Here is a 20,308-nt window from a genome sequence, read left to right on the forward strand (position 1 = left end):
TGCAAGAAAGGCCCTTCCTTACATCGGGACCTCCGGGCCGCCGTCGATCAGGTCGGCCATCAGGTCGCCGTACTCGTCGATCCGGGACAGCACCTCGGCGGAGGTGAACTGGCGCACGGTGCTCGGGATGCCTCCCCCGGCCTCCTCCACCTCCGACCATGTCAGCGGTGTGGAGACAGTCGGCGTGGCTTGGGCCCGCAGCGAGTACGGCGTCACCGTCGTCTTGGCCGCGTTGTTCTGACTCCAGTCGATGAAGATCTTGCCGGGGCGGAGCCGCTTGGCCATCTTCGAGATGATCAGTTTCGGCTCGGCGTTCTCCAGTTCCTCGGCGATCCGCTTGGCGTACGCCGAGACCAGGTCGGCCGGCTGGGTGCCGGCGATCGGGCAGCAAAGCTGCATTCCCTTCTTGCCGGAGGTCTTCGGATAGCTGACGATTCCGTCGTCGGCGAGCCGGTTCCGCATGAGTACGGCGACCGCGCTGCACTCGGGCAGCCCGGCCGGTGCGCCCGGGTCGAGGTCGACGACGAGCATGTCGGGTGATTCGCCGACCCGCCACTGCGGGGTGTGCAGTTCCAGCGCGGCGAGGTTGGCCAACCAGACCAGGGTGGGCAGGTCGTCGGCGACCACGTAGTCGAGTTTCTCCCGTCCCTTGGTCGACCCGGGGGCGGGCAGCCGTTCCAGGCGTACCCAGTCGGGGGTGCCGGCCGGGGCGTTCTTTTCGAAGAAGGACGGGGCATCCACCCCGTTCGGGTAGCGGATCCGGGTCAGGGGGCGGTCGCGCAGGTGCGGCAGCAGTACCGGGGCGACCCGGGTGTAGTAGTCGATCACCTCGCCCTTGGTGAAGCCGGCGCTCGGATAGAGCACCTTGTCGAGGTTGGAGAGTTCCAGCTCGCGGCCGTCGACCTCGACCCGGACCCGGCTCGCCTTCCCGCCGGTGCGCTCAGCTGTCATCGGTCACGTCCTCCACCGCCTTGTCGGGGCGTAACCGGCGTAGCCGGGGGAACCGTAGCCGCCCGTCCGGGGTGCGCTGGCCGTACTTCACTTCGATGACAGTCTCTGGTCTTACCCAGATCGCCCCTCGGGCATCGGTGACGGGGAGCTTGCCGCGAAATGGTGACGTTTCGGACCGGAGCGGTTCCAGGATGCCGAGCAGTTCTCGTTCGGTCGCCGCACCGATGCCGCCGCCGACCCGACCCCGGTAGACGAGTCGCCCGTCCGGTCCGGGTACGCCCACCAGCAGGCCGCCGATCCGGCGCGCCCCGGGTCGCCAACCGCCGACCACGAAGTCACCGGTCACCTCCAGCTTGATCTTGACCCAGTCGGGCGAGCGGACCCCGGGACGGTAGGCCGAGTCGAGTCGCTTGGCCATCACCCCTTCCAGGCCGTGTTCCCCGGCCGCCTCGTAGGTGGCTGGTCCGTCGGAGAAGACCGGTGGCACGGCCCAGTTGGGGCCGTTGAGGTCGAGCCCGTCGAGTAGATCCCGCCGCTCGCGGTAGGGGCGGCCGGTCAGGGACTCGCCGCGCCACCGGAGCAGGTCGAAGATCATGTACGTCACCGGCATCGCCGCCGCGAGCCGGGCGGCCTTGCCCTTCTCCCGTACGTGCATCCGCTCGGCGAGCGCGGTGAACGACGGCACGCCACCCCCGCTCAACACGACCACCTCACCATCGAGCAGTACGTCGTCCACCTGCTCCCGGAGCGCGGCCAGTTCCGGATAGGCGATTGTGATCTCGGCACCGGATCGGGCGTAGAGGCGTATCGTGGCGCCACCGATATCGGCTAGCGCACGCACTCCGTCCCATTTGAATTCGTAGCCCCATTCGGATCCGGCGGGCAGGTCGCCAACGCTGGCGAGCATCGGCTTGACTGGCGCACGGGGCACCTCACCAGCGTAGATCCGCCGGGAAACCCTCGTCCGCTCTTCAAACAGATGCGATCCTGGTCGATATCGGATGAAGGGGCGGGGGAATGCGGGCCATCTGGAAAGGTGCGGTTTCGTTCGGGCTGGTCTCCATCGGAGTCAAGCTTTACTCAGCTACCGAGGAAAAGGACATCCGCTTCCACCAGGTGCACCGTGAGGATGGCGGCCGAATCCGATACAAACGCACCTGTTCGGTTTGTGGCGAGGAGGTCAGCTACGACGACATCGCCAAGGGCTACGACATCGGCGGCGGCGAGATGGTGATCCTCACCGACGCGGACTTCGCCGACCTGCCGTTGACCACCTCGCACGCGATCGACGTGCTGGAGTTCGTACCGGCCGAGCAGGTCGACCCGATCCTCTACAACAAGGCGTACTTCCTGGAGCCGGAAGGGGCGGCGACCAAGCCGTACGTGCTGCTGCGCGACGCGCTGGCCGACGCCGAGCGGGTGGCCATCGTCAAGGTGGCACTACGTCAACGCGAGCAACTCGCCACTCTCCGGGTACGCGAGGGCGTGCTGCTGCTCAACACGATGCTCTGGCCGGACGAGATCCGTACCCCGAGTTTCGGCTTCCTCGACGAGGACATCAAGGTGCGGGGGCCGGAGTTGGCGATGGCCAGTTCCCTGATCGACTCGATGGCCGGGGAGTTCGAGCCGGACGCCTTCACCGACGACTACCGGACGGCGTTGCAGGAGGTGATCGACGCCAAGGTCGAGGGTCGGGAGGTGGTGCAGCCGGAAGAGGTGGAGGAGGCACCGGCCGCCGCGGTGGACCTGATGGCGGCGCTGCGCGCGTCGGTGGACCGGGCGCGAGCCGCCCGGGGTGAGGCACCGACCCGGGGTGAGACGCGGGCCGGGGGCGGGGCTGGCAAGCCGACGCCGATCACCTCGGCGAAGTCGGCGCAGCGTGCCGCCCAGGCGGCGAAGAAGGCCACCGCCAAGAAGCCGGCCAAGAAGGCCGAGGGTGCGAAGAAGACCGCCGGCAAGAAGACGGCCGAGAAGGCGACCGGGGCCAAGGCGACCGGCCGGAAGGCTGCTGGAGAGAAGAAGGCCGCCCCGAAGAAGGCGGCCCGCAAGAGCGCCTGAGGCGGCCCGCCCCTGTGCGAGCCGGGCAGCCAGGGGGCGAGCCGGGCAGCCAGGGCGCGAGCCGGGCGCTCGGTTAGCCGCGCCCCAGCTTCTGGGTGGGCGTGATCCGGACGATCACGCGCTCCTCGCCGGGTTGCAGCGGGTACCGGTCCTGGCCGAGATACTTCTTCGCCAGCTGGTGAATGTGCGCCTCGGCCCCCTCCTCGACCAGCTCCGCGGTGCCCTTGACCCAGAGCGTCCGGAAGTCGTTGGCCCGGTCCACCACGGATACCGCCACCGCCGGGTTCCGGGCCAGGTTGTCGAACTTCACCCGCCCTTTTGCCGTGTTGAAGACGATGTGCTCGCCGTCGGTGTCCACCCACACCGGTGTCACGTGCGGGCTGCCGTCCGCCTCGATCGTCGCCACGTGGGCGAGGTGCGGCTCGTTGAGCAGAGCCAGATCTTGGTCAGTGAGGATCGTCATGATCTGAAGCTACCCCTCGGATCCACAGTGGCATACCTGTTTCCACTACCAAAACGCCCCAAACCGTACGGCGGACCCGCCCACGCCCCCATCTTTCTCCCCCGAGCTGGGCGACAATTCGAAGACTTCCCACCCACCTTAACTAACGTTAAGGTACGGAGGTGGAGACCATCGACGATCCACAACGGCTCGCTCGGCTGATGTGGACACACTTCGAACCGGTACATGCCATCACCTACTTCCATCCCCGCCCCCAAGCGGCGTACGAGGCAGCCGGACTACGTGGCTGGCGCAGCTACTTCGCCGCCCGATCCGCACCACTGGGCCCAGTCGAGGCGGCGCCTGTGGTCGCCGCGTTCTTCGGGTTCGCCCCCGCCATGGTGGCCCGGGCCCTGCCCTCGGTCTGGCACCTGGTCAGCCCGGAGGATGCGTTACACACCCGGCTCACCGGAGCCGTACAGGCCCTCGCCGAACTGACGTACGACCTGCCGGAGGCCCACCTCACCGAGTTGGCCGAACTACTGGAGGCCGCCGCCGACCACCTCGACCACAGCGGCCGGATCCTCGGCGCGGTCAACGCGGCGCTACCCCGCCCTGAGCAGTCCCTCGGCCGGCTCTGGCAGGCGGCCACCACACTCCGCGAGCACCGGGGCGACGGGCATGTCGCCGCCCTGGTGGCGGCGGGGCTGGACGGGCCGGAATCGCTCGTCTGGCGAGCCAGCATCGACCTGCCCCGGCAGGTGTTGCAGCCCTACCGGGGCTGGACCGACGAGGAATGGCAGGCGGCAGCGGACCGGCTGACCGCCCGGGGCTGGCTCACTGCCGACGGGAAGCCGACCGAGGCCGGGCGTACGGCGTACCAGGCGATCGAGGAGACCACCGACCGGACGGCGGCCGGGCCATGGCGGGCCCTCGACCCGACAGAGACCGGCCGACTGAGGGAACTGCTCGCTCCGGTCGCCCACGCCTGCTATGCGGTTCTGCCACCCGTCACCCCGCACGGCCTGCCCGCCCCGATCCGCTGAGCCGGTCCGAATCCGTCATCCTGCCGGCCATGCCGATCCCTGGCTGGTCGGGCAGGATGGGGAGCGTGACGGATGCGATGATCTTCGACTTGGACGGCGTGATCGTGGACTCCGAGCCGGTCTGGGAGGAGGTCCGACGCGCCTACGTGGCCCTGCACGGCGGCCGGTGGCAGCCGGACACCCAGCACCGGCTGATGGGCATGAGCACCGGAGAGTGGTCCCACTACCTCAGTGACGAACTGGGCGTCGACCGTACGCCGGAGCAGGTCGCCACCGAGGTGATCGAGGAGATGACCCGGCGGTACGCGAAACACGTACCCCTGATCGACCGCGCCGACCAGGTCGTCCGCCGGCTCGCCGCGCGGTGGCCGCTGGGGTTGGCCAGTTCCTCGCCCACCCGGCTGATCGCGGCGGCGCTGGCCGCGACGGGCCTGACCGACGCGTTCCGCACCACCCTCTCCACCGAGGAGACCGCCCACGGCAAGCCCGCACCCGACGTCTACCTCGCGGTCGCCGAGACGCTCGGCGTCGACCCGGCACGCTGCGTCGCCATCGAGGACTCGTCCAACGGCGTACGCTCCGCAGCCGCCGCCGGGATGCGGGTGATCGCGGTGCCACACGCGGCCTATCCACTCGCCCCGGACGCCGAAGAGCAAGCCACCCTGGTCCTGCCGTCCATCGGCGACCTCACCGACCAGGCCGTTGAGGCCGCCGCCACGAACTAGCGTCAGGCCGGATCGCCGCCGGCCTCCGGGGGCTGTCTACTGGGTGTTGACGATCAGGCCGATGTGGGTGAAGAAGTTCAACGCGCCGAAGAGGGTGAAGACGACACCGGCGATGCCCCAGGCGACCCCGGCGGCGATCAGCAGCGGCCGGGTCATCTTGCGCAGACCGAGGGGCAGGAGCACCGCCCCGATCCCGGTCAGGACGTACAGACCGGAGATGAAGGTCGCCTCGATCCACGGGTAGTCGGCGAACTCGCCCGAGATCGGCTCCTCCGGCGGTGCGGCGAACAGGGTGTAGGTCCAGCCTGCGGCGGCGATGGCGAAACAGGCCAGGCCGAGCGCGAAGACGAAGACGGAGATCGGGCCGAACAACCGTCGAACCTGGTCGGTCCGAATCCCGCCCGCATCACCGGCGGCCATCTCGAACATCGGCGCCCGCCGCCAGAGCACCAGCGCGGCCCCGAGCATCAGAGCACCGAACGCCAACGCCGGCTCGCCAAAGATGATGTTGTCGAAGGCAAAGCCGCCGCTCGCCAGTGGCCAGGTCAACGTCATGTGCAGACCGGTCAGGAAGAGGATCACACCGAGGACCGCGAACGCCGCAGCCCACCCTTCGGCAACGATCGGCTTGTGGTTGACCACCTGCCAACCGAACGCGACAACCAGGACCAGGCCGACACCCGCTGCCAGGGCCATGACCGTGTTGTAGGTGGGCATCTCCACCCAGTTGATCTTCAGGCCGTCCTGCGCCAGCAAGCCGGTCACCATTCGACTCCTTCCGACCGTCGACCGGACGCATCACTTCGCCGCGTCCCGGCCATCCCGGGCAGGTATGGCCACCGCAGCGGGTTCCCCGACGGTCCCAGGTGAAACGCGACCCAACCGCCGGGCATCGCCGTAGATTGGCTCGGTGAGCGTTTCCTGGGCTGATTCGTACGTTGGCCAGCTACGTGCCCTGGCCGGGGACCGGACGCTGATGTTCGTCGGCGCACGGGCGGTAGTCCGGGACGACGCCGGCCGGGTGTTGCTGATCCAACGTTCCGACAACGGTCACTGGGCGATGCCGGCCGGGGCGATGGAGTTGGGCGAGTCCATCGCCGACTGCGCGGCCCGGGAGGTACGCGAGGAGACCGGCCTGCTGACCAGCGCGGTGACCGCCTTCAGCCTCTACACCGGACCGGATCGGACGAACACCAACATGTACGGCCACACGTACCAGGTCTTCACTGTGGCGTTCCGGGTGGACGCGTGGACCGGTGACCTGCTCACCGTCACCGACGAGACGACCGATGCCCGGTTCTACCCTATGGACGAACTGCCGAGTCCAATCTCCCCGTCGGTGGTCGAGACCCTGGCTGATCTGGCCGCCTTCGAGCGGACCGGCCGGATGGTCCTGAAGTAGTCAGCCCCTGTCCCTGTCCCTGTCCCTGTCCCGCCGACGCTGGACGCTGGACGCTGGACGCCGACATCAGAGCATTGTCTGGCTCTGGGCCTCCATCTCGCTGGCTGCCTCCTCCTTGGTCGCCTTGTCCAGGGGCTTACCGCCGGGGGCAGGAGCCTTGCCGCCAGCCGGACCAACCCCACCGGCCGCCCCCTGCGGACCGGCCCCCCGCAATTCCCGGTCGGGCAGCAGCACGGTGACCACCACGGCCAGGATCGTGATCAGCCCGGTCACCAGGAACACCAGGTGCAGTGAGCCGACGAACGACTCCTGGATGGCGACCCGGACCGGTTCGGGCAGCGCCAGGATCTTCTCCGGCTCGTTGATCGAGATGTTGCCCGCACCGCCGACCGCAGTGGCCTGCTCGGGTGGCAACTGGGCCAGCGCCCCGGGTAGCCGCTCGGCCAGCCCACTGTTCAGCCGGGCGGTCAGCACCGCGCCGAGGATCGCCACGCCGAACGAGCCGCCGAGCGACCGGAAGAATGTCGCCGCCGACGTACCGGCACCCAGGTCACGCGCCTCCACGGCGTTCTGCACCGCGAGGATCAACGACTGCATGCAGAGACCCATCCCGATCCCAATGATCACCATGAAGGCGAACGCGAGCCACAGGGATGTCCGGACCTCCAACTGGGTGAAGAGCAGCATGCCGACCAGCAGCACCACCGACCCGGCCACCGGGAACCACTTGTACCGGCCGAACCGGCTCATCGCCCGCCCGGAGAGCACCGACATGACGATCACCCCGGCCATCATCGGCAACATCAACAAACCGCTACGGGTCGGCGAGGCTCCCTTGACGATCTGCAAGTAGAGCGGGATGAAGATGATCGACCCGAACATCACCAGACCAAGGACGAACCCGGCGATGTTGGCCAACGCGAAGGTCGGCCGGCGAAACAGGTGCAGGGGCAGGATCGGCTCGCCGACCCGGGCCTCCTGGATCAGGAACACCACCGCGAGCACGGCACCGCCCGCGAAGAGCCCGATGATCGTCGGCGAACTCCAGGCGTACTCGTTGCCACCCCAGCTCAACGCGAGCAACAGGCAGCTCACCCAGACCACCAGCAGGACCGCCCCGATCCAGTCGATCGCGTGCTTGCGCCGCTGGAACGGCACCATCCGCATGACCCGGTAGCAGACCACGATCGCCAAGAGGCCCAGCGGGATGTTGATATAGAAGATCCACCGCCAGTTCGTCTCGGCGAAGTAGCCGCCGACGAGCGGCCCGGCCACCGAGGACAGTCCGAAGACCGCACCGAAGAGCCCCTGGTAGCGGCCCCGCTCGCGGGGCGACACCACATCCGAAATGATCGTGAAGGCGAGCGTCATCAGCCCGCCCGCGCCGAGGCCCTGGATACCCCGCGTGATGATCAACTGGGCCATGTTCTGGGACAGCCCGGCCAGCAGCGAGCCGATCAGGAACGTCACGATCGAGAACAGGAAGACCGGGCGGCGGCCGAGCAGGTCGGAGATCTTCCCGTAGAGCGGGGTGGAGGCGGTGGACGCGAGCAGGTACGCGGTCACCACCCACGAGTAGTGGGTGATCCCGCCCAGTTCACCAACGATGGTCGGCAACGCGGTACCGACGATGGTCTGATCCAGTGCGGCGAGCAGCATGCCGGTCATCAGCCCTGCCATCAGCAGCAGAATCTGTCGGTGGCTCAGTATCGGGCGGTCGTCCTGCGCGACGGTCATCGCGGCTCCTCCCCTGGTGGTTCCCGGTTCCCGTGGTGTCCGGGGCGCCCATGACCCGGCCCCGGGGACCTCATGGGCCCAGTCTCGACCGAGCTGTACCGTCTCGCCCGGGGATCGGCCAGATCAGGACGATCCCAACAGTCCGGACAGCACCCACAACCGTCCGGAGAGCCCCAACGACACCGGTGGCAGCAGCCGTACCCGCAGGTTTGACCCTGACCACGACGGGGACCCGCAGCCGTATGGCGACAGGCGCAGCGGAGAGCGGCCGACTCGCGGCCGTGGTGGACGACTGGGTGGGACGCGGCGTACTGGTGGTGGGGGACGCCATGCTCGACGAGTGGCGGTTCGCCGACTCGGACCGGCTCTGCCGAGAAGCCCCTGCCCCGGTGCTGACCCTACGCCGCCGGCTCGCGGCGGCTGGTGGAGCGGCGAACACCGCCGTCAACCTCGCCGCACTGGGCGGGCTGGCCGCACTGGTCGCACCGATCGGCGCGGACGCCCCCGGTGACGAACTGCACGACTGCCTCGACCGGGCAGGTGTGCTGGACCGTACGGTGACCCAGCAGGGCCGGGCGACCCCGGTCAAGCGCCGGCTCCTCGCCGCCGACCAGATCCTGATCCGGGAGGACGAGGGCGACGCCGACGACGAACTCCACGACGAAACGATCGATCGCCTGTTGGGCGCACTGTCCTGCGCCGCCGAGGAACTGCTCATCCTGACCGACGGCAGACCGCCCACCCTGGTGGTCTGCGACTACGGTCTGGGCGCGCTACCCGTGGCGATCCGCGCCTGGCTGGTCGCCCACCGCGACCTCTTCGCCACCGTGGCGCTCGACGCCCACGACCTGGCCGACTGGCGCGGTCTCGCCCCCACGGTGGTGACCCCGAGTTTCGCCGAGGCCACCCGGCTGCTCGACGTGGCTACGAGCACGCGGGACGGGACCGGGACGACCCAGGCGGAGATCGACGTGACCGGGGACCGCACGGCGACCGTCGACACCGGCCTCGACCGGGCCGACGTGGCCCAGGCGCACCTCGCCGAGCTGCGCGAGCGTACCGGGGCTGAGGTGGTGGCGGTGACCCTCGACGGGGATGGCGCGATCGTCGGCGGCGCCGACGGTGATTCCCGGCGCAGCCACGCCACCCGAGTCCCGGCCAGCCACGCGGTCGGTGCGGGCGACGCCTACCTGGCCGCCATGACGCTGGCCCTGGCCGCCGACGCGCCGCTGCCCACGGCCGCGCAGTTGGCCCAACTCGCCGCCACCATCACCGTCTCCGACACCGGTACCTGCGTTTGTCTCCGGGACGACCTGCTCGCCGCGCTCGGTTCGGCGGCTGCGCCGCAACCGCCCGCAGCCGTGCCGATGCCGCCGGAAACCGTTGCGGTGCCGGTACCGTCCACGGCCGTCACCGTGCCCCCGCCTGCGGCCACCGTCGTCGACCACGCGGAGCTGACCACACTGGTCGCACAGCATCGGCAGGCGGGGCGGAACATCGTCTTCACCAACGGCTGCTTCGACGTCCTGCACCGGGGGCACGTCCGCTATCTGGACCAGGCCCGGGCCCTGGGCGACCTGCTGGTGGTCGCGGTCAACTCCGACGACAGCGTACGGCGACTCAAGGGTGCGGACCGGCCGGTGAACCCGGTCGAGGACCGGGTAGCCGTGCTCGCCGCACTCTCCTGCGTGGACCATGTCGTGGTCTTCGCGGAGGACTCACCGGTCGCGCTGATCGAGACCGTCCGACCCGACGTGTACGTCAAGGGCGGCGACTATCCGCCGGAGATGGTTCCCGAGGCACCCCTGGTACGTCGACTCGGCGGCCAGGTGCACACCCTCGGTTACGTACCCGACCGTTCCACCTCGGCGATCATCGAGCGGATCCGCTCGCAGGGTGAGGTGATCGGTGAGGCGGTTGGAGGGGAACCTTCCGCTCCGGAAAACGGAAATAGGGGGCCCTTCCTTACCGGCAGACCGTCGTGACCCGGCCGCTGGACCCGGGCTGCCAGGAGGAGTTCCGGGACGACCAGCGGTTACTGGACGTACTGGTCCCGACCCGGGACCGCCCGGCTGAACTGGCCGTCACCCTCTCCGGACTGGCCGCGCAGGGTGGTGAGGGTGCGGACGGGTTCGGGGTGGTGGTCAGCGACCAGTCCGACGGGCCAGCCCCCTGGACCGATCCGGCGGTGGCGGCGATGGTGCGAGTGTTGCGACATCGGGGACATCCGGTGCTGCTCACCCGACGGCTGCCCCGGCGCGGGCTCGCCGAGCATCGCGCCTACCTGCTCGACCAGTCGGCCGCCCGGTACGTCCTCTACCTCGACGACGACGTCTGGCTCGAACCGGACACCGTGGACCGGTTGCTGACCGCGATCGGCGAACTGGGCTGCGGCTTCGTCGGCAACGCCGTACACGGGTTGTCCTATCTGCACGACGTACGGCCGGAGACCCACCGGCACTATGTGGAGTGGACCGGGCCGCCGGAGCCGGAGGAGATCCGGCCGGAGACGCCGGAGTGGGACCGGGCGCAGATCCACTCGGCGGCGAACCTGCTGCACGTCACCGCCGCCCGCCGGCTGCCCTCGGGACAGTGGCGGGCATACAAGGTGTCCTGGATCGGCGGGTGTGTGCTCTACGACGCGGCCCGACTGCGAGCGGCTGGCGGATTCGACTTCTGGCCTCAGGTGGGCGAGCGGCACCAGGGCGAGGACGTCGCCGCCCAGCTCACCGTGATGCGTCGGTACGGCGGGGCCGGCATCCTGCCCAGCGGGGCCTACCACCTGGAGTCACCGACCACGGTCACCGAGCGGGACGTCGAGGCGTGGGAGGTGGTGCTCACCGGCGGTCCGACGAGTCCACCAGGTCCGCCACCGCCGCCAGCACCTCCACCACCGGTACGTCGGTGACGAAGGAAACCCGGTGCGGGCAGTCCCCGTCGCCGGGCCGGTCCGGGTAGATCTCCCGGCTACAGTCGACGCCGCAGACCGGGCAGTTGAGGGTCCACGAGCCGATCGGCCGGTGCCGGGCGCGCAGCGGGGTCGCGCAGTTGAGCAGGTTGCCGACCCAGAAGATGCCGACGGTGGGGGTGCCGACCGCCGCCGCCACGTGCACCGGGCCGGTGTCGTTGGAGATCACCACCCGGCAGTCGGCGTAGCAGCCGATCAGGCCGCCCAGGGACAGCTCGCCGACCAGGGACCGGACCGGCACCCGGGCCGCCGTGACCACCCGCTCGGCCAGTTCACGCTCGTCCGGCGTGCCGGTGACCAGCACTTCGTACCCGTCGGCGACCAGGGCGTCGGCCACCTCGGCGAAGCGTTCCGCGGGCCAGCGGCGGCGGGGGTCGCTGGCCCCGGGATGCAGGGCGATCCGGGGTACGTCCGGCGGCCCTACCACGTCCCGCGCCTCGGTTCGGTCCGCCTCGGTCACCGCCAGGTACGGGGTCAGCCGGACCGGTGGTGCGCCCACCAGACCGGCCACCTCCAGGTAGCGCACCACCTCCGGCTGGTAGTAGACGTAGCGCATCCACCGGTCCAGGGGTGGGGCGTTCTCGGCGCGGAGTCCGGCGGTGATCCGGGCACCCAAAGCGGAGATCACCGGGTTGGAGTTGGCACCGCCACCGTGCATCTGTAGCGCGAGGTCGAACCGTTCCCGGCGGGCTGCGGCGAGGAAGTCGGCCATCGCCTCCTTCGACGGTGGCGCCTCACCGGCTCCGGCGGCGCGGATGCCCTCGGCGGGGGGCACCACCAGCACCCGGTCGACCGGGCCGGGTCGTTCGGCGAGCAGACGGGCGTGCCAGGGTGCCCCGATCAGCACCAGTTCGGCATCCGGGTAGGCGGCCCGTAGGGCGTCCAAAGCCGGCAGTACGAAGATGAAGTCACCCAGGGCGTTGGCCCGCAGTACGGCGATGCGCTCGACGTCGGACACCCGGTCGCTGATCTGCCCGATCATGGTCCGACCACTGCTCATGCCCCGGCTGCCGGTCAGGGGTGCTGCCACCGGGCGGTGCCGGGTGCGCCCGCTTCGGGGCGGTGCAGTTCCCGGTCGGCGGCCGGGTCACCGGCGATCGGCCGGGTGAGGCCGCCCTGGGGCGTACCCGCGCCGGGTTCGGGGTAGAGCCGTCGGCCGACGGTGATCGTGCGGGGGGCGGTGCGGGCCGCCTGGGGCAGCATGACGGTCAACAGCCCGTGGTCCATCACCGCGTCGATGTTGTCCAGGTCGGCCTGTGCCGGCAGGTTGATCCGGTATTCGAAGCCCCGGGTACGGGAGCCGGTGCCCGCCATGCCGTGATCGGCGTTGACCTCCTCCTCGGAACGGGCCCGGATGCACAGTTCCCGCTCGTCGAGTTCGAGGGCGACCTCCTCGGGGGCGACTCCGGGCAGGCGGGCGACCACCGCCCAACCGGTTTCCGTCTTGCACAGTTCCACGTCGGGGCTGCCACCGCCGATGCTGGCCAGCGCCGAGCCGACCATGCGCCCCAGTCCGGACCGGAGGGTCTGTAGGTCGGCCACCGGGTCCCACCGCCGCTCGGCTGGGCGTTGTTTCTCCTGCTGTTCGCCATGCTCGGTCATCGTGTTTCCACTCCTATTCCACCCGCCGGCCCACCATGTCCCCCAGCCCGCCGTGTCCCCTGTTTCGCGAGCCGGCTCGCCGTGTCCCCTGTTTCGCGAGCCGGCTCGCCGTGCCCCCTGTTTCGCGAGCCAGCTCGCCGGGCCTCCTATTTCGCGAGCCGGCTCGCCGGGCCGCCACGGAGGGAACTCGGCGCGTCGAGGTTCGCGTTGGGGTCCACGCCCACACCGAGGCGGTCGACCAGCTCGCCGCCGAACCAGGCACCGAGCCCGGCTCCGACGATGGCGACGATCTCGATGGCGATCAGTGCGCCCCCGGCGGTGCGGTGATCGGCGGCCATCCGTACCGCCCAGACCGCGGCGAAGAGCACGATCACGGCGCTGTTGGTAAGGGCGTGGGCGACGCCGATCCGCTTGGCCCGGGTGTGCCGGGGGATGGCCCGTAGGTCGACCGCACCGGCCGCTGCGGCGAAGACGCCGCCGATCAGACCGACGACGATGTTCCAGTAGGCGACCTCGCCGAGGAACCGGGGACCGCCGAGGATGTCGATCACGTCGAAGATGACCGCCGTGACGAAGAGTGCCACGGGAAACATCACCAGCATCGGATGTACCGGGTGGCCCATGATCTTTACTCGGCTCTCCATGGTCGCCCTCCCAGTTCGGCGGTCCGGCGCGCCTGTGGGTGAGGCCGTACCCGGTGGTCGGGGCGGCAAACCTCGCTGATGCGGGTTCGACCCCACCGCCTCGGTGTCCTCACCGGTCACATCACTCGACGTGAGCGCTAAAACCGACACATCTCTCTTCCCTCACTAAAGGGCAATTTAGTGCTAAATTCGCAGGACACCCCGAAGATTGGTCGTCATCAGTCTGGTTTTCGGAGGTTCCTGATGAGGTACAGACGCGCCTTCCTCGCCGTACTGGCCGGTGCCGCCCTCGTACTCCCGCACCCGGCGGCTGTCCCCGCGTCGGACCGTCCGTTCCAGATGCAAGACCAGGACGAACGCGGCGGTCAGGCCGAATGGGGCGGCGGTGGCGGTGGCGTAAGCGGCTGTCGTCCCGGCACCCCTGCCCCAGCCGCCCCCACCGGGCGGTACCACGGGGATCGGGCGATCTTCGGCCCCGCCGAGCTGCCGGCCACCGCCCCGGTCGGCGACCTGCTCCGCAACTACCGGCGGTTCGGCGCACTGGACCAGGCGAGCTTCCTGGAGCAGTACGGCAACGCCGCGAAGGACGGCTGGGTCTACCCACCGGCCCTCGGCTTCGTCGTCCTGCCCGACGGACGGCCGGTCAAGTTCGCCTTCGAGTTGCAGCCGGGTCACCGGATCGACCGGTTCGGCTTCCCCGGTGGCAGTTTCCTCGCCCCCGTCGGCACCCCGTACGCCCGGCGGGCCCTGCCCCCACAGTCGCTGAACACCCCGAGCCAGGCCCCGCTGGCCAACTACCACGTCTACTGCGTGGTCAAGCCGTTCACGGTGGACGCCGGACCGATCGCCCCCTGGTTCGCCCAGCCGGGCTTCGGCATCCAGTTCAAACTGGAGCAGAAGTACCTGCCCGAGGCGGGCCCGGCGCTCAACGTCACCTGGCTACTGGCCAATGGCTACCTGGTGGAGGAGGCTCCCGTTCCGGGAGACGACCCGGCGGTGGCGGGACAGGTCCGCACCCACTCCGCATGATCCGGGCGGATAACCTGCGCTGGTGGATCGGTACCAGCTCCGCGACGCCCTGCTGGCGGCCGGCGTGTCACCCGACGCGTTCCGGCTGACCGGCGTGCACGAGCCCGTGCCGGTTCCGGCCGACTTCTGGTTCCTCCGGCTGCGCATGGGCGGACCGAAGGGTGGGCAGCAGTGGGAGATCGGTTCCCACGAGCGCGGCACCGACGAGGTACGCGCGCTGCTCGATTCGGAATCGGCTGCCTGCGCCCAGCTCTACCGCACCCTTACCGGCCGACCCACACCACCTTGACGCACGCGTACATGTCGATACCTTGATCGTTGTGAACATCAAGAAGTCGCGCGTATTCGCCATCGTGGGCGCCCTGACCGCCGGCCTCCTCACGGTCGTCACGCCCGCCGCCCCGGCCGCCGCGCTGCCCGCCTGCCCGCAGATCTTCGGGCACGGCGGCTACCCGACCAAGGCCAACCCCTGGGACCGCGACCAGGTACGGCAGCCCAACCATCCACGTGGTCTTACCGACCAGAAGAGTTGGGGGGCCAGCGGCGTCGAGGCCGACCTCCAGCTCACCAAGAACGGCACCAAGGCGGTGATGTGGCACAACACCACGACCAACGGACTGACCGGCACCCGGAAGGCGATCACCGAGCTCTGGTGGGCCACCGGCAGCGACATGCTCAAGGGGCGGAAGATCAGCCGAGGCCCGTACACCGGCGAGACGGTCTACACCTTCCGTGAGTGGCTGGACGCCGTTCGCGCCCGGCAGATGATCGCCCTGGTGGAGGTCAAGGGAGAGGCCAAGCAGTCGCTGCTGAACACCGATTCGGCCATCAGGGCACGGGCGTGGCAGGAGATACTCGATCCGATCAAGGAGCGGATCGCGGGGCAGGAAATCATGATCTACACGCATGACGCCACGCTGAAGACCGAACTCGAAAAGCGGATCAAGGCTGCCGGGCTGGATGCCACCCTGACGAACCGCCCGACCTGGGTCGACTCGGTCGGCTGGGAGGAGCCACCGCCTGCCGCCTCAGGCAACCACACCAAGTGGCAGAGCACCCTCAACCAGGGCCCGAAGCGGATCGCCACCAGTTGGACCAAGGACTACAAGACCTGGCTGGCCGGTAGGTGCGCCTGAGCTGACCCGTACGCGGAGCGGGCAGCCGGCAAGGGCGGATCATCGTCGGCGCCCGCTCCGCTTGTGCTTGGAACGGCTGGTGAACCAGCCGCAGCCCGACCTACCCTGCTCTGCTCACGACGACCGAGGGTCAGTGGTGGTCATCGGCAAGCAGCCGAGATACGGCTTCCGCCGCGAAGTCGGACACCGTTACCAGTTCGTCGCCCTGGTCGATTCGGCGAATGCATGCGTCGACCACGGCCTGGAGCACGGCGACAGTCAACTCCGGATGCGGTGGCCCCAACTCGCGGACAACCTGGGTGAGGGCCTCATGGAGCGAGACGTGCAGATTCTTCACGCGCTCGCGCGCGGACGGGGAGAGTGAGCCGCGCGAGATCGAGGCTCGCCAACCGTGGGTACCCCGCGCGGCCTGGTCGAGATTGGCCCTGACGTAGGCGGCGACCTGCTCCTTGGGCGTGGCCTCAGCCGCGATCGCTCGTTCCACTGCGTCGATCCAGGTGGGGAACTCGCGTGTCACGACGAGTTCCAACAGGTCTTCGATCGAGTCGAAGTAACGATAGATGCTGTTGCGTGCGATGCCGGCCCGCGCAGCGACCGCGCCAGCGGTGAGGGCCTCCACGCCGCCCTCGTTCAGGATTGCCTCAGCCGAGTCGATCAGCTGAGCGAGCCGCCGAGCCCGATGCTCACGGACACTACCAGCGTCAATCTTGGGCATTTTCTCCGCTCAGCCTCGGGCACGGCACGGTTCCGTCGCACGCCAATCTACCCCGGCATGCGGGGGCACTGAGGGGCGCTGTGCTAGCTTGACGACAACTTAGCGACACCCCTGTCGCTAAATTCTGTCCGCGCTCACTACCGAGGGCTACCCAATGCAACCGACGTACTCCCGCATGCTCCAATGCCTCCTGGGGTCGAGAAAACGCGCCGCCGTGGTGGTGTCCTTCTGGGTACTGATCGCGGGCCTCCTCGCCGGGGGCGCCCCTGCGCTGGACTCCGTCGAGGACAACGCCTCCGCCAACCTTCCGCCCGCCGCGTCAGATTCCATGAAGGCCCGCGACCTCGTCCGCTCGCAACTGCCCGGCCAGAACGCGACACCGGCAATCATCGTGGTGCGCGGCGAGGGCACCGACCCGGCGGCGAGCGCCCAGGAAGCCGTCGCGCGCATCACCTCCGCACTGTCGGAAGCCGCCAGGCCCGTCCAGGTCGCGAGCGTGATCTCCACGGTGACGGCTCCCACCGCCGCAGCCGAGTTGGTCTCACCGGACCGCCGCGCCCAACTGGTCATCGTGCCCATGACCGGAAGCCCTTCGGACGAGTCCTTCCAGAACGCTGTCGACAGGGTGCGTACCCTCGCATCCGACCGCGCAGGGTCCACCGAAGTTGCCGTGACCGGCCCCGCCGGGATCGCCACCGACACCGTGAAGGTCTTCAGCGGCGGTGACAAGGTCATGCTCCTGGCCACCATCCTGCTCGTCCTCGTCATCCTTCTGGTCATCTACCGTTCACCGCTGATGGCGCTCGTGCCACTCGTCGCCGTCGGCGTGGCAATGCGCGTGTCGGAGACGACCGGTGCACTCCTCGCGGACGCCGGAGTCATCACGGTCAGCTCCCAGACCGCCTCGATCATGACCGTGTTGCTGTTCGGTGTGGGCACGGACTACGCGCTGATCATCACTGCCCGCTACCGCGAGGCCCTCCTCGACGAGCCAGACCGTCCACGCGCGATGCAGGCCGCCGTACGCCGAACAGCCGAATCGGTGCTCGCCAGCGCCTCCACCATCGTGCTCGCCATGTTCGCCCTGCTCGTGGCCGTCTCTCCTGCGCTGCGCGGCTTCGGGCCGTACCTCGCTCTCGGCGTTGCCGTCATGGCGCTGGTGGCATTCACCTTCATTCCGGCCCTGATCCTCCTGTTGGGTGGCAGCGTCTTCTGGCCGGGTGGCGTGGGCAAGGCCGCCGAACGCAGTCGCGGCGCGGGTGTCTGGCACCGCGTCGCCGCACTCGTCGCCCGCGCCCCGGTTCGGGTGGCCACGACCGTGGTCGCGCTGCTCGTGGTGATGAGCGCCGGGCTGATCAGCTACCAGGAGAGCTTCAACTCGCTCAGCGGCTTCCGTACCGCCACCGAGTCAGAACGCGGACAGCGGCTCATCCAGGATGCATTCGGCCCCGGTGAGATCGCACCCAGTACCGTCGTCGTCCGTTCCCGGGACGACCTGCGGTCCAGCCCCGCACCCGCCGCCATCGCCGCCGCCCTTGCCGGCTCTGCGGATGTCACCCGGGTTGGGCCGCACCCCCGTTTCGGCGAGGACGGCAGGACGGTCTTCTACGACGTCGTCCTCAGGTGGGATCCGTACGGCTCCGAGGCACTCGACGCGATCGATCCACTCAAGGAGACCGCGCGGGTCGCGGCCGACGCCGCCGGGGTAGCGAACGCCACGGTGCTCATCGCAGGGGAGACGGCGCAGAACGCCGACATCCGCTCTGCCCTCGACCGCGACACGACCTACATCGTGCTCCTGGTCCTAGCAATCGTCACCGCGGTCCTGTTCCTCTTGTTGCGATCGCTTCTCGCGCCGCTCTACCTGGTAGCAACCCTCGTCCTGTCATTCCTGGCGACCCTGGGTGCCACCACCTTCTTCACGCTGACCGTCCTCGGTGACGAAGGCATCGGCAACCGCGTCACCGCATACATCTTCGTCTTCCTCGTCGCGCTCGGCGTCGACTACAACATCTTCATCATGAGCCGGTTCAAGCAGGAGCTACGCACCGCACCTCCAGCCAGGGCCATCAGCGCCGCACTCACTCGCACCGGCGGCGTCGTCTCCTCCGCAGGCCTCATCCTCGCTGCGACCTTCGCCGTCCTGATGACGCAGCCGATCCGCGAACTGTTCCAGTTCGGCTTCGCCATGGCCTTCGGTGTCCTGCTGGACACCTTCCTCATCCGACCTCTCCTGGTTCCCGCCATCGTCCGGCTCCTCGGTGACCACGCCCTGTGGCCTACCCGCCCAGCACGCCCGGCTGGCCCTCGGATGCCTTCCACCCCCGCCGACGGCGCACCTGCCGCACCGCCTACCGAAACCACCATCCGAACAGGTCGCCTGCTACGCAGCTTCACCTGGATCGCGGTCATCGAGGCGTGCACCTGGGCCGGCCTGCTCATCGGGATGTACCTCAAGTACGTCCCGAAGACCACCGAACTCGGCGTCCGGATCTTCGGAACACTGCACGGCGGCGCCTTTATCGCTTACGTACTCCTGGCCGCTCTGGTGGCAATCCGGTTGAAGTGGAGACTGAGCTGGACGACGGTCTTCGCCCTGCTGGCCGCCGTACCACCATTCATGACCGTGGCGTTCGAGACATGGGCCCGCCGCACTGGCCGGCTTCCCGGACCGACCCCAACTCCGAATCCGTCCCCTCCCCGTAGCTGAGTGCCACCTGTGGCCGCCGGCGCCGTACCGATGCCGGCGGCCAGCTCTGGCTGATCTCCTCGCCACCTTCCACGAATACGTCCCGACTCCTGGCGAGGCAACAGCACCACGGGCACCCTGCCTGGCGTCAGGAGTTGTAGTAGATGTCGTCGGCTTCCCGGGTGATCGCCTTTGCCGGGGCCTTGATCTGGTGTGGCTTCCCGTGCCCGCTCATCGAAGTCGTCATGGTGAGCTTTGGGCCCTCCCTGGCAGTCAACTCGACAGTGATCGAGGTAACCCACCCCTGATTGTCGATGGTGGCCTTGAATGCCGCCCGGACCATGCCGAACGAGATGATGCTCGGTGCGCCAACCGGCAGGAACGGCTTCATCCCGTCCTGAGTAGGGCTGAAGAAGCCTTCATATACGCCCGGGCTGCTCTGCTTCACCGAGCCGATCTTGGAGGAAAACGCTACCAGACCGGTCGGATCAGCCATGTCAAAATGAAATAGACTGCCCGGCTTCACCCGCTTCAGGTCAAGGTGTATCCACACCTTGTCGCCAACCTCGCGCTGGTAGTTGTCATTGCCGATCACAATCCGCTGGTGGGCTGACGGGCTCTTCCCGCCGGCCACCTCGATCGTCGAACTGATCTTGCGAGCCACCGGATCGAATACACCGCTGCCCTTGACGCGCTCACCCTCCGGCAGGTCACCCTGCACCGTGTACCGGTGCGCGACGCGCTGCGAACGCTGTAACGCCTCGACGAGTTCGGCCTGCGCCACGGCGGCGGTGGGCGACAGTGCGGCGCGCGCCGGGTGGGAAGTCACGGCGGCGGAGGGGGACTCCGGCGGCCCGGTGCACCCACTGGCGGCCAACATGGCGCCACTGAGACTCAGGGCAAGCAGCAGGGTGTTGCGGATCGACATGACGTTCCTGTCGGCCGTTCTCGCAGGTGGACTCAAAGCCGAGGAGTGCCCCAGGGGCCGGTGCGGCCAGTTGGGGCGTTGGGGCACCCCTCAGAGACACCTAAGCCCAGGTCATCGACCTGGGCTTAGGTGAGCGAGCCGCCTGACGGAATCGAACCGTCGACCTACGCATTACGAGTGCGTCGCTCTAGCCGACTGAGCTAAGGCGGCAACGATGGCCTAGTGTACGGCACCAG

General features: G+C 68.9%; 20 protein-coding genes and 1 tRNA gene. 10 read left to right on the forward strand and 11 right to left on the reverse strand.

The window, feature by feature from the left end:
* Positions 1-18 precede the first annotated feature (18 nt).
* Positions 19-951 (reverse strand): non-homologous end-joining DNA ligase, encoded by a 933-nt coding sequence (gene ligD, locus FHR38_RS10880; RefSeq protein ID WP_184534557.1) that lies wholly within the window; start codon positions 949-951, stop codon positions 19-21.
* The gene (gene ligD / locus FHR38_RS10885; protein WP_184534558.1) at positions 941-1,882 is read right to left on the reverse strand and encodes a non-homologous end-joining DNA ligase; all 942 of its coding nucleotides are present in this window, start codon (positions 1,880-1,882) and stop codon (positions 941-943) included. Before ligD (FHR38_RS10885) ends, ligD (FHR38_RS10880) begins: the two co-directional genes overlap by 11 nt.
* An 86-nt stretch (positions 1,883-1,968) precedes the next feature.
* Between ligD (FHR38_RS10885) and ku the strand changes: the two genes are divergently transcribed.
* Entirely contained in the window at positions 1,969-3,009 is a 1,041-nt protein-coding gene (ku, locus tag FHR38_RS10890; RefSeq protein ID WP_184534559.1) for a non-homologous end joining protein Ku, read from the forward strand.
* Between the two features lie 73 nt (positions 3,010-3,082).
* On the opposite strand, the gene FHR38_RS10895 is transcribed toward ku, so the two are convergent.
* Entirely contained in the window at positions 3,083-3,472 is a 390-nt protein-coding gene (locus tag FHR38_RS10895) for a PPOX class F420-dependent oxidoreductase (protein ID WP_184534560.1), read from the reverse strand.
* A gap of 200 nt (positions 3,473-3,672) precedes the next feature.
* Here FHR38_RS10895 and FHR38_RS10900 point away from each other — a divergent pair, with 200 nt between their 5' ends.
* Both FHR38_RS10900 and FHR38_RS10905 read left to right on the forward strand, forming a co-directional pair.
* A complete protein-coding gene (locus tag FHR38_RS10900; protein WP_184539515.1) occupies positions 3,673-4,497 on the forward strand; it encodes an SCO6745 family protein in 825 nt (274 codons plus the stop codon).
* Between the two features lie 56 nt (positions 4,498-4,553).
* Positions 4,554-5,222, forward strand: coding sequence for an HAD family hydrolase (locus FHR38_RS10905; protein ID WP_184539517.1), 669 nt, complete (start codon positions 4,554-4,556; stop codon positions 5,220-5,222).
* A 36-nt stretch (positions 5,223-5,258) separates the two neighbouring features.
* On the opposite strand, the gene FHR38_RS10910 is transcribed toward FHR38_RS10905, so the two are convergent.
* Entirely contained in the window at positions 5,259-5,987 is a 729-nt protein-coding gene (locus FHR38_RS10910; protein WP_221448986.1) for a DUF981 family protein, read from the reverse strand.
* A 145-nt stretch (positions 5,988-6,132) separates the two neighbouring features.
* Here FHR38_RS10910 and FHR38_RS10915 point away from each other — a divergent pair, with 145 nt between their 5' ends.
* Positions 6,133-6,624 (forward strand): NUDIX domain-containing protein, encoded by a 492-nt coding sequence (locus FHR38_RS10915; protein ID WP_184534562.1) that lies wholly within the window; start codon positions 6,133-6,135, stop codon positions 6,622-6,624.
* Between the two features lie 66 nt (positions 6,625-6,690).
* On the opposite strand, the gene FHR38_RS10920 is transcribed toward FHR38_RS10915, so the two are convergent.
* Positions 6,691-8,361 carry an MDR family MFS transporter gene (locus FHR38_RS10920; RefSeq protein ID WP_184534563.1) on the reverse strand — a complete coding sequence of 557 codons (1,671 nt, stop codon included), beginning with the start codon at positions 8,359-8,361 and terminating at the stop codon, positions 6,691-6,693.
* A gap of 242 nt (positions 8,362-8,603) precedes the next feature.
* Between FHR38_RS10920 and rfaE2 the strand changes: the two genes are divergently transcribed.
* A complete protein-coding gene (gene rfaE2, locus FHR38_RS10925; protein ID WP_184534564.1) occupies positions 8,604-10,346 on the forward strand; it encodes a D-glycero-beta-D-manno-heptose 1-phosphate adenylyltransferase in 1,743 nt (580 codons plus the stop codon).
* Positions 10,343-11,269 (forward strand): glycosyltransferase family 2 protein, encoded by a 927-nt coding sequence (locus FHR38_RS10930; RefSeq protein ID WP_184534565.1) that lies wholly within the window; start codon positions 10,343-10,345, stop codon positions 11,267-11,269. Before rfaE2 ends, FHR38_RS10930 begins: the two co-directional genes overlap by 4 nt.
* On the opposite strand, the gene FHR38_RS10935 is transcribed toward FHR38_RS10930, so the two are convergent.
* The 3 genes from FHR38_RS10935 to FHR38_RS10945 form a co-directional block, all read right to left on the reverse strand.
* A complete protein-coding gene (locus FHR38_RS10935) occupies positions 11,199-12,329 on the reverse strand; it encodes a glycosyltransferase family 9 protein (protein WP_184534566.1) in 1,131 nt (376 codons plus the stop codon). The genes FHR38_RS10930 and FHR38_RS10935 overlap by 71 nt on opposite strands.
* 14 nt (positions 12,330-12,343) lie before the next feature.
* Positions 12,344-12,931, reverse strand: a complete 588-nt coding sequence (locus FHR38_RS10940) for an Hsp20/alpha crystallin family protein (RefSeq protein WP_184534567.1) — start codon at positions 12,929-12,931, stop codon at positions 12,344-12,346.
* Between the two features lie 146 nt (positions 12,932-13,077).
* Positions 13,078-13,575 (reverse strand): DUF2231 domain-containing protein, encoded by a 498-nt coding sequence (locus FHR38_RS10945; RefSeq protein WP_184534568.1) that lies wholly within the window; start codon positions 13,573-13,575, stop codon positions 13,078-13,080.
* A gap of 243 nt (positions 13,576-13,818) precedes the next feature.
* Between FHR38_RS10945 and FHR38_RS10950 the strand changes: the two genes are divergently transcribed.
* From FHR38_RS10950 to FHR38_RS10960, 3 genes are read left to right on the forward strand one after another with little or no spacing between them, the layout of a single operon-like run.
* Complete coding sequence (locus FHR38_RS10950) at positions 13,819-14,604, forward strand: TNT domain-containing protein (protein WP_221448987.1); 786 nt, start codon at positions 13,819-13,821, stop codon at positions 14,602-14,604.
* 22 nt (positions 14,605-14,626) lie between these two features.
* Positions 14,627-14,893 (forward strand): hypothetical protein, encoded by a 267-nt coding sequence (locus tag FHR38_RS10955; protein WP_184534569.1) that lies wholly within the window; start codon positions 14,627-14,629, stop codon positions 14,891-14,893.
* A 31-nt stretch (positions 14,894-14,924) separates the two neighbouring features.
* Complete coding sequence (locus FHR38_RS10960; protein ID WP_221448988.1) at positions 14,925-15,740, forward strand: glycerophosphodiester phosphodiesterase family protein; 816 nt, start codon at positions 14,925-14,927, stop codon at positions 15,738-15,740.
* A gap of 130 nt (positions 15,741-15,870) precedes the next feature.
* Here FHR38_RS10960 and FHR38_RS10965 read toward each other — a convergent pair whose 3' ends face one another.
* Entirely contained in the window at positions 15,871-16,455 is a 585-nt protein-coding gene (locus tag FHR38_RS10965; RefSeq protein ID WP_184534570.1) for a TetR/AcrR family transcriptional regulator, read from the reverse strand.
* Between the two features lie 175 nt (positions 16,456-16,630).
* On the opposite strand from FHR38_RS10965, the gene FHR38_RS10970 reads away from it, so the two are divergent.
* Positions 16,631-19,165, forward strand: coding sequence for an MMPL family transporter (locus FHR38_RS10970; protein ID WP_221448990.1), 2,535 nt, complete (start codon positions 16,631-16,633; stop codon positions 19,163-19,165).
* A gap of 127 nt (positions 19,166-19,292) precedes the next feature.
* Here FHR38_RS10970 and FHR38_RS10975 read toward each other — a convergent pair whose 3' ends face one another.
* Together FHR38_RS10975 and FHR38_RS10980 are read right to left on the reverse strand one after the other, a co-directional pair.
* Positions 19,293-20,072, reverse strand: a complete 780-nt coding sequence (locus FHR38_RS10975) for a hypothetical protein (RefSeq protein WP_184534572.1) — start codon at positions 20,070-20,072, stop codon at positions 19,293-19,295.
* 136 nt (positions 20,073-20,208) lie between these two features.
* Positions 20,209-20,282: transfer RNA gene (locus tag FHR38_RS10980), tRNA-Thr, on the reverse strand.
* Positions 20,283-20,308: the final 26 nt, after the last annotated feature.

The sequence above is a fragment of the Micromonospora polyrhachis genome (assembly GCF_014203835.1).
Classification (GTDB): domain Bacteria; phylum Actinomycetota; class Actinomycetes; order Mycobacteriales; family Micromonosporaceae; genus Micromonospora_H; species Micromonospora_H polyrhachis.